Source organism: Flavobacterium sp. T12S277 (assembly GCF_048514875.1).
Lineage (GTDB): Bacteria > Bacteroidota > Bacteroidia > Flavobacteriales > Flavobacteriaceae > Flavobacterium.
Genome location: NZ_JBLYEG010000004.1, coordinates 271,078 through 283,714 on the forward strand (window position 1 = coordinate 271,078; position 12,637 = coordinate 283,714).

The window sequence follows — 12,637 nt, forward strand, 5'->3', positions numbered from 1 at the left end:
AAAAAAATCAAAAACCCGACAAGTTTTAAGAACCTGTCGGGTTTACTATTTATTAAGAAATCAGAATTATTTAATAATCGTCATTTCGTCGATAATGTTTTTAGCTCCAGCGTATTTGTCAATAATCCAAAGTACATAACGAATATCTACGTTAATGGTTCTTTGCAATTTAGAATCAAAAATAACGTCTCCGGCCATAGCTTCGATGTTTCCGTCAAAAGCAACTCCAATCAATTCTCCTTTTCCGTTTAATACCGGAGAACCTGAATTTCCACCTGTAATATCGTTATCTGTTAAGAAGTTTACCGGCATATAACCTGCTTTATCTGCATACTGTCCAAAGTCTTTTGCTTTGTTTAATTCTAATAAACGTTTTGGTAAATCAAATTCCTGATCTCCTGCTTTATACTTTTTCACCATACTTTCCATGGTAGTATAATTGTTTATTTTAGCATCGTTACGTGGATCAGCAGGCAAAGCTCTTACTTTTCCGTAAGTTAATCTCAAAGTAGAGTTAGCATCTGGATATTGAATTGCATTCAATTTAGATTCTCTTAACCCTTCTACCAATTTGCGGTAAGCACTTGCAAAACCATCATCGGCTTTTAACTGATCGTCAGTTTTAGAACGGAATTTTGTCAATAAGTCGTTAGAGATAATATACAAAGGATCGTGTACAATCGCTAATGGTTTAGGATTAGCCATAAATGCCAATACTGTTTCTTTAGAAGTAAAATAACTGATTTCAGTTGCTTTTGCTACATCAGCAGTAAAATCACCATTGTTCTCTGATTTCATTTTAGCAATTTGTGTTGCTAAACCATATTCAGCAGCTTTAGAAGCATATAAATTTAACTGTGCCGTTAAGACATCTTTTTCAAGAGGTGCATAAAATTCACCATAAATATTTTCGATCAATGCGTTGATCTTTGGCAACATTTCAGCTTTTTTAGCGTCGTTTTCGTTGTAGTAAGCGATCAATGCATTACCTAAATTAGCAGGCCCGCCAGCATAATTTGAAGTACGCAAAAGCTGTGTTAAGTAATTATCGTGGATGGCTTTTAGATTTGTAGCTCTGTAATAATCATTAATCGTTGGAATTACATTCTCGTACTTTTCTTTGTTAGCAGGTTTAGTAGCCCACTCATAGAATTTATCTTCTTGTGCCGCTTTAATCTCTGCTGTACCCGCTTTTGTTAAAGCATCGATCATACCCTGACGGTTTTTCCAGTAATTTGCTGTAGAAGCATATTTAGACGCGTATTGCAAACGAACTGTTGCATCTTTGTCCATATACTTTTTCATTTGATCCATTCCGGTTTTAGCACCTTCAACCCATGCAGGATAAGCAAACTTAACATTTTGCTCAATTCCTCCAGCCGGCATCCAACGGTTTGTTCTTCCAGGATATCCTAAAATCATTGCAAAATCATTCTCTTTAACCCCTTTGATACTTACCGGTAAGTAATGTTTCGGTTTCAAAGGCACATTGTCTTTAGAGTAAGCTGCCGGATTTCCGTCTTTATCTGCGTAAACTCTGAACATAGAGAAATCTCCTGTTTGACGAGGCCATTCCCAGTTGTCAGTATCTCCACCAAATTTACCAACACTTTCAGTGGTGTTCCTACTAAACGAACGTCTGTATAATCCTGGTAAACGAAATAGTAATATTCATTTCCCTGAAAGAAAGGGCGAACTGAAACGGTATATTTTCCACCTTCGTTGTTTTCCTTTTCGATCAAAGCAATTTCTTGCTGAATCGCTTTGTTTCTTTCAGTCTCAGTCATTTTATCATTTACTTTTGATAAAATTCTTTTAGAAACATCGTCCATACGTACAAAGAAACGAACGTATAAGGATTTCGGTTTCATTTCGGCACCTCTTTGTTTTGCCCAAAAACCGTCTTTCAAATAATTTTGTTCTGCTGAAGAAAGTTCCGCAATTGCATTGTAACCACAGTGGTGATTTGTTAAAACCAATCCCTCTTTAGAAACGATTTCTGCAGTACAACCTCCGTTAAATTGTACAATAGCATCTTTTAAACTATGATTGTTGATACTGTAAATTTCTTCGGCTGTCAATTGCAAGCCCATTTTTTCCATATCTCTATGGTTCAATCTTTCGATAAACATCAAAAACCACATTCCTTCGTCAGCCCTTACAGGAAAAGCCATCAGACACATGGTCAAGAATAAAACTATTTTTTTCATGTTATTTTGTTTAAGTGATGCGAATATAACTCATTTTCGTAATTATATTATTGCAATCCATCCTGAAATTAAATATCTCAGCAAATTTTTAGCATTTCATTACGAATTTAACATTATATAAAACAAAAAAGGCGCTCTGTTTCCAGAACACCTTTTGTACAAATTGTATTTTTTTTAGTCGTTAAGCATCTTCCAAAGCTTATCCTTTAAATCGGTTAGACCTTGTTGGGCCACAGATGAGATAAACATGTAAGGAACATCTTTGAAAGCGACATCTAATTCGGTTTTCAATTCGGCTTTCAGTTCGTCGTCCAGCATATCACATTTCGAGATTACTAAAAGACGTTCTTTGTCTAACATTTCAGGATTGTATTTCGTTAATTCGTTCACCAAAATATCGTACTCTGCTTTAATATCCGGTGTATCTACCGGAACTAAAAACAACAAAGTTGAGTTACGCTCGATATGACGCAAGAAGTAATGACCCAATCCTTTTCCTTCAGCAGCACCTTCGATAATTCCCGGAATGTCAGCAATTACAAACGATTGATAATCTCTGTACGCTACAATTCCTAAGTTCGGCTTTAAGGTTGTAAAAGGATAATCGGCGATTTTTGGTTTCGCTGAAGTCAAAACAGACAGCAAGGTTGATTTTCCGGCATTTGGAAAACCTACTAAACCAACATCGGCCAATACTTTAAGTTCCAGAATTACATCCATCTCTACACCCGGTAAACCTGGCTGAGCATAACGTGGTGTCTGATTGGTAGAACTTCTAAAGTGCCAGTTTCCTAAACCACCTTTACCTCCTTTTGAAAGGATTCTTTTTTCACCGTCTTCGGTGATTTCGAATAAAGTTTCTCCGGTTTCTTTGTCTTTTACAACAGTTCCTAAAGGCACTTCGATAAATTTATCATCTCCGTCAGCACCTGTACTACGGTCTCCTCCACCGTCTCCACCGTGCCCTGCTTTAATATGTCGTGCAAACTTTAGATGAAACAACGTCCAAAGTCCTTTATTTCCTACCAAATACACATGTCCTCCACGACCACCATCTCCTCCGTCAGGGCCTCCTTTTTCAATAAATTTCTCTCTATGTAAATGCGTAGATCCTTTTCCTCCCTTACCGGAAGAAACATAAATCTTAACATAATCTACAAAATTTCCTTCTGTCATTTTTCTGAATTTCAGATTTTAGATTTTAGATTTTAGATTTCTCTAGCTTCTATTTCTAAATTCTATTTTATTTATCTTTCAGTTGCAATCGCATTTTTCAGTACTAAACTGTGACTGAAAACTGTGACTGAAAACTATTTTATTTATTCTTTAAGCGCTTTTACCAACACTTTATCAATCTTTACGCCATCCATATCGATTACTTCCAGTACAAATTTTTGCCAAATTAATTTTTCGCCTTCTTTTGGAATATGCGAAAGCTCGGTCATAATCATTCCGCTTACTGTGTTTACTTCATAATCGTTTGTCAATTCGTCTAACTCAAAATAAGTTAAGAAATCGTGTAACGAATAATGCCCGTCAACCAGCCAGGAACCGTCTTCTCTTTCAATTAACTGGAATTCATCTTTATAAAAATCAGATGCATCTCCTACTAAAGCTTCCAAAATATCATTTAGGGTAATAATTCCCTGAAAAACACCATATTCATCAGAAACTAAAGCATAATGAATTCCTGTTTTTTTGAAATTCTCCAGCGCTTTGTATGCCGTTGTCTGCTCCATTAAATAAGGCGCATCGATCATGATTCCCGCCAAATCAAACTGTTCGCTTTCGATGTTTGCGAATATATTTTTTAGGGTTACAACCCCCACTATATCATCATAATTATCTCTAAAGACCGGATAAACGGTGTGCAAATCCTGCAAAACCAATTCCTTAATCTTCGCTTTATCGGCATTGAAAGGCAACATATCAACTGACTTTCGGTGTGTCATCAGTGAGTTTACTTTTCGATCACCAATATGGAAAACACGTTCTACAATGTCCTGCTCGATCTCCTGCACTTCTCCACCCTCTGTTCCTTCTTTGATAATCGCTTTAATCTCTTCTTCGGTTACCTTACCGTCAGCGGTTGGCTTGATTTGGAAAACATTCAGTAAAAAATCAGTCGAAGAAGTAAGCAGCCAAATAAATGGTGCCGTGATTATCGAGATGGTCTTCATCGGAAGGGCTACCATTTTTGCAATCGACTCCGGATAATTTAAACCAATTCGCTTTGGTAATAACTCTCCTAAAACCAAAGAGAAAAATGTCAGGACCACGACAACAATTCCCACTGCAACTGAATGGGCATAGGGCTTTAAAAATTCAAATCCGCTAACAAAAACCTCCACATCCATTGTTATTTTATCACCACTATAAATACCGGTCAAAATACCGATTAAAGTGATCCCGATTTGCACGGTTGACAAAAATTTATTTGGAGAATTGGCCAGATCAAGCGCGATTTTAGCACTGTTATTTCCTTTTTTTGCGGCAGTTTCAAGTCTGTTTTTCCGAGCCGAAATCAATGCAATTTCTGACATGGAAAAAACTCCATTCAATAGTATTAGAAAAAATATTATTAGTATTTCCAATTTTTGGTTTATTCGTTATATAATCGTCCTTATCAATCTGTAATCTTAAATATTTCGTACTCCAGACCACTCAAAAGAGCCATGTCTTTAAAAAAACTAATTTTTCTTGCCAGAAAACAGCAACCAGGGGAAGCATATTTTATGATAAGAAAAATAGTTCTTTTGGAGTCCCGATAGCAATCGGGATGAAACGACAGCTGGAAAAAGCTTCTACAAATTATCTATAACTGACGTTAATCGCTCTGTAATTTCTTCGATAGTTCCGATACCGTTTACGGCGTGAAACTTATTTTGTTCTTTATAATATCCAATTAGCGGAGCCGTTTTTTCATTGTACTCCTGGTATCTTACACGAATTTTTTCTTCGTCCTGATCATCAGCTCTTCCGCTTGTTTTTCCTCTTTCTAATAAACGAGCTACCAAAATTTCATCATCAGCTTCCAATGCAATAGTCGCTGTAACACTTGATCCAATCGTTGGTAAAAATTTATCCAAAGCTTCTGCCTGATCTAAAGTTCGAGGATAACCATCAAACAAAAATCCGGCTGTATCAGGATGTTTTTTTACTTCATCAATTAACATTGCAGTGGTAACTTCGCAAGGAACTAGTTCTCCATTATCCATAAAAACCCTCGCTTTTTTACCTAAATCTGTGTCATTTTTTAAATTAAAACGAAAAATATCTCCTGTTGAAAGGTGCGTTAATTTGTATTTTTCTTTTAAAAATTCTGCCTGAGTTCCTTTTCCTGCTCCCGGCTTTCCAAATAAAACAATGTTAATCATAATATGAGTGAGTGTTGTGACTTCTATTTTTATAAGAAGTTTTAAATGAATATATAGTTGTGTGTGTTTAAATTTATTCTGCCAATTTATAAACTTCGGGCAAATTTCTTCCTAAACCATCGTAGTCCAATCCGTAACCTACAATGAATTTATTTGGAATTCTGATTCCGATATAATCTATTTTGATGTCTTTTTTATAAGCCTCCGGTTTAAAAAACAAGGTTGCAATTTTAAAATGCTTTACATTTTGCTGCTTGAACAAGTGTTTTAATTCTTCGACAGTATTTCCTGTATCAATAATGTCTTCAATAAGAATAACGGTTCTACCCGACAAATCCTGATTGATTCCAATTAATTCTTTTACCTTATTGGTACTTTCAATTCCTTCATAAGATGCCATTTTGATAAATGAAACCTCGCAAAGGCTTTTATATTTTTTCAGAAAATCGGCAACCACCATAAAGGCCCCATTTAAAACACCAATAAAAATTGGGGTATCGTCTCCAAAATCATCTTCTACCTGCGCCACTATTTTTGTTAAAGCAAAATCAATTTCTTTTGCCGAAATAAACGGAACAAATTGTTTATCGTGAAGTTGTATCATTATTTTTACATTTAAAATAATGGGCAAAGATACAGAATTACAACCAAAATGTAAGTATCAAAATATACTGCGCACATATTTTTTTAAGAATGTTAAATATCCCTCACTATTTAGAATTCTTTTCTTAAAAACAAGCCTGATTTCATTAAATCGGCAGATTTTAAAACCATAACCTTAAATTACTTATTTTAGACCCTGTATTAAACCCAACTAAATGTCTTCTGAATTACAAACAAAACTAGATTACGTAAAAGCTTATAGAGAAAACCGTCTTAAGGTTGCCAAAGAGGTTTTAGAAAACCACTCTTTATTTAAAGAACTTGTCACGATTTGTTTTTCGCCATCAGACAAAAACAATCATAAAGCCTGTTGGATTCTGGAGTTTGTTTCTTACGAAGAATTGATCTGGCTGCAGCCTCATCTTGATTTTTTCTGTTCCAATCTTAAATTTTTAAAAGACGAAAGTGCTATACGTCCCGTTGCAAAAGTGATTCAGTTGCTCGTAAAAGACCATTATAAAAAAGCCAAAAACGGCATTTCACTTTCTGAAGAAAATCTCCAAGATTGCATAGAAGCGTCATTTGACTGGCTTATCAACGATGTAAAAGTGGCGACAAAAGCATATTCGATCCGGACTTTGTATGTTTTGGGCAATCATTACGACTGGATACACCCTGAACTGCAAATTATTCTGAATAAAGATTATGGTGATCATTCGGCAGCTTACAAAGCCGTAGCCAAAGAAGTTTTGAAGAAAATAGAAAAATAATCTTATCCTAGAATTTCAGTTGCAACTTTTAGAATCCTGATAGTTATTCGGATTGTACACTTTGCGTATATTGTTTTTAGCCACAGATTAAAAAAGATTTTTTTTCACATGCCACAAATTCTTAAGCACTGCTTTTGAAAACTTTTAATTCGGGGAAATTCGGGGAATTCGTGACAAAAAAAATATTCCCACTCCCTATCTCATGAAATTCATAAAATTCGTGGCAAAAAAAAGATTAAAAAGTATCTTTGCAAAAACACAACTACAATGAATTATTTTTCTTCTGATTTTAAATTAGGAATATTAGGCGGCGGACAATTAGGCAAAATGCTTTTGTTCGACACCAGAAAATTTGACATCCAGACTTATGTTCTCGATCCAAGCGATGAAGCTCCAAGTAAAATTGCCTGCAATAAATTCTTTCAGGGTGATTTAATGGATTATGAAACGGTTTATAATTTTGGAAAACAAGTTGATGTTCTGACTTTTGAAATCGAACTAGTCAATCTTGAAGCACTGACACAATTAGAGAATGAAGGTTTAAAAATCTATCCTTCTCCAAAAACCTTAAAAGGAATTCAAAACAAAGGAATTCAGAAACAATTCTACGCAGATCACAATATCCCGACAGCACCATTTGAGCGATTTGAAAATTTAGAAAGTCTAAAAGATAAAATCCAGGAATTGAAATTACCATTCGTGTGGAAATGCACGGAGTTTGGTTACGATGGAAATGGTGTAAAAGTAATCCGTCAGGCTGCTGACTTAGACCATCTTCCAAATGTAGAATGTATTGCCGAAACCATGATTCCGTTCAAAAACGAACTGGCAGTTATTGTATGTCAAAATCCATCAGGAGAAATAAAAACGTATCCGGTTGTTGAAATGGAATTTCATCCGGAAGCCAATCAGGTAGAATATGTAATCTGTCCTGCCAGAATTGATGAGAAAGTAGCCGAAAAAGCAAGAGCTATTGCTTTAAATGTTTCGGAAAAATTCAATCACGTGGGTCTTTTGGCTGTCGAAATGTTCCAAACTAACGACGATGAAATTTTAGTAAATGAAGTTGCCCCACGTCCGCACAATTCAGGACACTACTCTATTGAAGCCAGCTACACCTCACAGTTCGAAAACCACCTGCGCGCGATTCTGGATCTTCCGCTAGGAAATACCGATAGCAAAGTTGCCGGAATTATGGTTAATTTAGTGGGAGCAGAAGGATTTTCAGGAGATGTTGTTTATGAAAACATTGAAACTATATTAGGATGGAATGGTGTTACCCCACATATTTATGGTAAAAAACAAACACGTCCTTTCCGAAAAATGGGTCATGTAACCATTGTCAATGAAGACATGTCTGAAGCCAGAAGAATAGCTGAAGAGGTTAAGAATACGATTAGAGTGATTAGTGTTTAGTCGCAGTCAACAGTCTGAAACCTGAAACAAAAAAAACCTGAAACAAAAAATAAAATGAGCAAAGTAGCCATCATAATGGGAAGTATCTCAGACATGCCAGTCATGCAGGATGCGATCGACATCTTAAAACAATTTAATATTGAAGTTGAAGTAGATATCGTTTCGGCACACAGAACGCCTGAAAAGTTATTCGATTTCAGTAAAAATGCACACACTCGTGGCATTTCGGTAATTATTGCCGGAGCCGGAGGAGCTGCACATTTACCGGGAATGGTTGCTTCCATGTCACCACTTCCTGTAATTGGAGTTCCGGTGAAGTCCAGTAATTCTATTGACGGCTGGGATTCGGTTTTATCGATTCTTCAAATGCCAGGTGGAGTTCCTGTTGCAACAGTAGCTTTAAACGGAGCCAAAAACGCCGGAATTTTAGCGGCACAAATCATTGGAAGCCACGATAAAAAAGTACTTGACACTATTATTTCCTATAAAGAAGAATTAAAAGCTGCGGTTAATAAAGCGGCTGAAAGTCTTAAATAGTTCGCAGTCTCAGTCTCAGTTTTCAGTCTCAGTCACAGTGAGCACTGAAAACTGAGACTGAAAACTGAGCTGCAACTGAATACTCAAATAAATAAACTCTTTAGTCTTAGTTTGCACTGAAAACTGAGACGGAGACTGAAAACTAAAAAAATGAGCGTCTTAACACAACATTTCAATACCAGACACAATACAGCCCCTTTTTCGCAAATTAAAATCGAAGATTACGTTCCTGCTTTCAACGAAGGAATTGCTTTGGCTAAAGCCGAAATTGATGCAATCGTAAACAATCCGGAAGCACCCACTTTTGAAAACACAGTGGTAGCAATGGATTTTACGGGTGATGTTCTGGATCGTCTTTCCAGTATTTTCTTCAATCTGAATTCGGCAGAAACAAATGATGAGATGCAAAAAATTGCACAGGAAGTTTCTCCTTTACTTTCAGAATTTGGAAATGACATTACCTTAAATGCGGCATTATTTGCTAAAATTAAAACCGTTTACGACCAAAAAGAAAAGCTGAATTTAAATCCGGAGCAAACTACGCTTTTGGATAAAAAGTACAAAAGCTTTTCAAGAAACGGAGCCAATTTGCCGGAGGACAAAAAAGAAAGTTTACGCGAAATCGACAAAGAATTGTCAAGACTAAGTTTGCAGTTTGGCGAAAATGTTCTGGCCGAAACCAATGCTTTCGAATTGCATTTAACCGCTGAAAAAGATCTGGCAGGTTTACCGGAAGGAACTATCGAAGCCGCAAGATTGTTAGCCAAAAGTCAGGAAAAAGAAGGCTGGATTTTCACCTTAGATCATCCTAGTTATATTCCGTTTTTGACGTATGCCGACAATCGTGAATTGCGTAAAAAAATGGCAATTGCCTTTGGAGCTAAAGCTTTCCAAAATAACGAATTTGACAATCAGGAAAATGTCCTGAAAATTGCCAAACTGCGTTTTGAAAGAGCCAATTTGTTAGGATATAAAACCCATGCTCATTTTGTTTTAGAAGAAAGAATGGCCGAGAGTCCGGAAAAAGTTTTCTCTTTCCTTAACGATTTACTGGCAAAAGCAAAACCGGCAGCTCAAAAAGAATTTGCTGAATTAACGGCTTTCGCCAAAGAGCTGGACGGAATCGAACAGTTAGAAAAATGGGATGGCGCTTATTATTCAGAAAAATTAAAACAACAGCTTTTCAACTTAGACGATGAAAAACTGAAACCGTATTTCCAATTAGAAAAAGTTTTAAACGGAGCTTTTATCGTTGCTAAAAAATTATACGGACTAACGTTTACCGAAGTTTTTGATATCGACAAATATCATGAAGAAGTAACCACTTACGAGGTAACCGATGCGGAGAATAATTTAGTTTCGATTTTCTACGCCGATTTCTTCCCAAGAAAAGGAAAACGTAACGGAGCCTGGATGACCTCCTTCAAATCACAATCTATAAAAGAGGGTGTAAACGAAAGACCTCATATTTCGAATGTTTGCAATTTTACAAAACCTACAGAAACCAAACCTTCGTTATTGACTTTTAATGAAGTAACGACTTTATTCCACGAATTTGGTCATGGTTTACACGGAATGTTAGCCAACACTACTTATCCAAGTTTATCCGGTACTTCGGTGTTTTGGGATTTTGTTGAATTACCAAGTCAGATTATGGAAAACTGGTGTTACGAACCGGAAGCTTTGGCTTTGTTTGCCAATCATTATGAAACCGGAGAAATTATCCCGATTGAATATGTTCAGAAGATTAAAGAAAGTGCCAGTTTTCAGGAAGGTCTTGCAACTTTGCGCCAACTAAGTTTCGGATTACTGGATATGGCATGGCACGGACAAGACCCAACTAACATTACCGATTTAAAAGCTTTCGAAACGGAGCAATTTGCCAATACACAATTGTATCCTGATGTAAAAGAAAACGCAATGAGTACTGCTTTTTCACATATTTTTCAAGGTGGATATTCTTCGGGTTATTACAGCTACAAATGGGCAGAAGTTTTGGATGCTGATGCTTTTGAATATTTTCAGGAAAACGGCATTTTCAATCATGAGGTCGCTACAAAATTCAAAGACAATGTACTTTCAAAAGGAGGAACAGAACACCCTATGACTTTGTACAAACGTTTTAGAGGTCAGGAACCAAAACCGGAAGCTTTATTGAAAAGAGCTGGATTGGTTTAATTATTTGATATCTTTGTTACTATTAAAAGCTATTGAAAGAGAAAAACTTATATATAATTGCCGGATGTAATGGGGCGGGAAAAACAACCGCCTCCTATACAATTCTGCCCGAGATTTTAAATTGCAGAGAATTTGTAAATGCTGACGAAATAGCAAGAGGGCTTTCTCCTTTTCAGCCAGAAAAAGTAGGTTTTGAAGCTGGTAGAATAATGCTTCACCGTATTAATGAATTATTGCAAAAAGAAAGTGATTTTGCCTTTGAAACAACTCTTTCAGCAAAAAGCTATATTTCAATCATAAAAAAAGCTCAAAGTCAAGGTTATTTTGTTACACTAGTTTTCTTTTGGTTAAACTCAATAGAGCTGGCAAAACAACGAGTTTCGATAAGAGTAAGCGAAGGAGGACATAACATTCCAGAGGATGTAATCGAAAGAAGGTACACCAGAGGAATTAAAAATTTTTTCAAAATTTACCTAAATACATGCAACAATGTGATGTTGTTTGACAATTCTAACAAATCACCTGTGCTCGTTTTAGAAAAGGAAATGAATGAAAAAGCTATAATTATTGATGAAAATTTATTTGATAAAATAAATAATTTACAACATGACTAAAGATAAGATCAAAGAGCTACAAAATAAGATTATTGAGGGTCTTAAAGTTTCTTCTAAAAAAATGATAGAAAACAAAAAGAAAATCAATGGAAAAATTGTTGTTTATGCGGATGGAAAAATTCAGACGATAAATGCCGTTGATATTAAAGACTAATCCTGAAAATTCAAATTGAAAAAAAATCTCAAAAACCTACTTTACCTTGCTATCCTTGGCTTGATAATAATCGTTTCTGTAAATCTATATGTAAAATCATCAACCCGTGATTTGATTTATCCTACTGCAAACAATCTTCCAAAAAATGAGGTAGGAATTATTTTTGGGGCCGGAATCAACGGCGATCAGCCCAGCAAATATTTAAAAGACCGACTGGATGCCGGAATTTTATTGTACCAAACACACAAAATAGACAAGATTCTGCTTTCGGGTGATAATGGCCGTGACGAACACGATGAACTAACGGTGATGAAAAAGTATTGTTACCAACACGGTGTTGATACTACCAAAATCTACGTTGATTATGCAGGATTTGATACGTACTCGACTATGTTTCGGGCGAAATCTATTTTCAACGTAAAAAGTGCCACTCTGGTTTCGCAGGAATACCATTTGAACCGGGCTGTTTATATTGGTCAGAAACTTGGTGTGAAATCAGTTGGTTTTTCTGCTAACGAAGGAGAGTATCTGGGCTATAAATACGTTACTTTTAGAGAATACGGTTCTATTTTCAAAGCTTTTTTTGATGTTTTAAGAAATCGGGAGCCTCGCTTTTTAGGAAATCCAATCGATATAAATGGAGTTTCTAATTATTCTAAAGAAGATAAAAGATAAGAGTAAAACCGTTAAATCGACCCTACTTTTTTACAATTAAGGCGTCCTCGTTTTCAAATCAAACGGACCACCTTTTTTTAATTTAAACTCATGATCGCTTTTG

The 12,637-nt window shown here is 35.9% G+C and carries 11 protein-coding genes and 1 pseudogene; 7 read left to right on the forward strand and 5 right to left on the reverse strand.

The genetic code is table 11. From position 1 onward, the window contains the following. Positions 1–66: 66 nt before the first annotated feature. The 5 genes and pseudogenes from ACN1CN_RS08945 to ACN1CN_RS08965 all read right to left on the reverse strand — a co-directional run bounded on the left by ACN1CN_RS08945 (position 67) and on the right by ACN1CN_RS08965 (position 6,191). Positions 67–2,210, reverse strand: a pseudogene (locus ACN1CN_RS08945) (S46 family peptidase). A gap of 174 nt (positions 2,211–2,384) precedes the next feature. Further along, entirely contained in the window at positions 2,385–3,386 is a 1,002-nt protein-coding gene (obgE, locus tag ACN1CN_RS08950; protein WP_264525363.1) for a GTPase ObgE, read from the reverse strand. Positions 3,387–3,529: 143 nt separating this feature from the next. Further along, positions 3,530–4,804 carry a hemolysin family protein gene (locus ACN1CN_RS08955; protein ID WP_419135392.1) on the reverse strand — a complete coding sequence of 425 codons (1,275 nt, stop codon included), beginning with the start codon at positions 4,802–4,804 and terminating at the stop codon, positions 3,530–3,532. 210 nt (positions 4,805–5,014) lie between these two features. After that, positions 5,015–5,587 carry an adenylate kinase gene (locus ACN1CN_RS08960; RefSeq protein ID WP_264525365.1) on the reverse strand — a complete coding sequence of 191 codons (573 nt, stop codon included), beginning with the start codon at positions 5,585–5,587 and terminating at the stop codon, positions 5,015–5,017. Between the two features lie 73 nt (positions 5,588–5,660). Next, positions 5,661–6,191, reverse strand: a complete 531-nt coding sequence (locus ACN1CN_RS08965; protein WP_264525366.1) for a phosphoribosyltransferase — start codon at positions 6,189–6,191, stop codon at positions 5,661–5,663. Between the two features lie 214 nt (positions 6,192–6,405). On the opposite strand from ACN1CN_RS08965, the gene ACN1CN_RS08970 reads away from it, so the two are divergent. The 7 genes from ACN1CN_RS08970 to ACN1CN_RS09000 all read left to right on the forward strand — a co-directional run bounded on the left by ACN1CN_RS08970 (position 6,406) and on the right by ACN1CN_RS09000 (position 12,534). After that, a complete protein-coding gene (locus ACN1CN_RS08970; protein ID WP_419135393.1) occupies positions 6,406–6,960 on the forward strand; it encodes a hypothetical protein in 555 nt (184 codons plus the stop codon). A 267-nt stretch (positions 6,961–7,227) separates the two neighbouring features. Then, the gene (locus tag ACN1CN_RS08975) at positions 7,228–8,376 is read left to right on the forward strand and encodes a 5-(carboxyamino)imidazole ribonucleotide synthase (protein WP_419135395.1); all 1,149 of its coding nucleotides are present in this window, start codon (positions 7,228–7,230) and stop codon (positions 8,374–8,376) included. A 54-nt stretch (positions 8,377–8,430) separates the two neighbouring features. Continuing rightward, on the forward strand, positions 8,431–8,913 hold the full coding sequence (gene purE, locus ACN1CN_RS08980) for a 5-(carboxyamino)imidazole ribonucleotide mutase (protein ID WP_173967210.1): 483 nt from the start codon (positions 8,431–8,433) through the stop codon (positions 8,911–8,913). A gap of 150 nt (positions 8,914–9,063) precedes the next feature. Further along, positions 9,064–11,091: a M3 family metallopeptidase gene (locus tag ACN1CN_RS08985; RefSeq protein ID WP_419135396.1), complete on the forward strand. Its 2,028-nt coding sequence runs from the start codon at positions 9,064–9,066 to the stop codon at positions 11,089–11,091. Positions 11,092–11,123: 32 nt separating this feature from the next. Then, the gene (locus ACN1CN_RS08990; RefSeq protein ID WP_419135398.1) at positions 11,124–11,705 is read left to right on the forward strand and encodes a zeta toxin family protein; all 582 of its coding nucleotides are present in this window, start codon (positions 11,124–11,126) and stop codon (positions 11,703–11,705) included. After that, positions 11,698–11,859 (forward strand): hypothetical protein, encoded by a 162-nt coding sequence (locus ACN1CN_RS08995; protein ID WP_419135400.1) that lies wholly within the window; start codon positions 11,698–11,700, stop codon positions 11,857–11,859. Before ACN1CN_RS08990 ends, ACN1CN_RS08995 begins: the two co-directional genes overlap by 8 nt. A gap of 15 nt (positions 11,860–11,874) precedes the next feature. Further along, entirely contained in the window at positions 11,875–12,534 is a 660-nt protein-coding gene (locus ACN1CN_RS09000) for a SanA/YdcF family protein (RefSeq protein ID WP_419135401.1), read from the forward strand. The last annotated feature ends 103 nt before the right edge of the window (positions 12,535–12,637 follow it).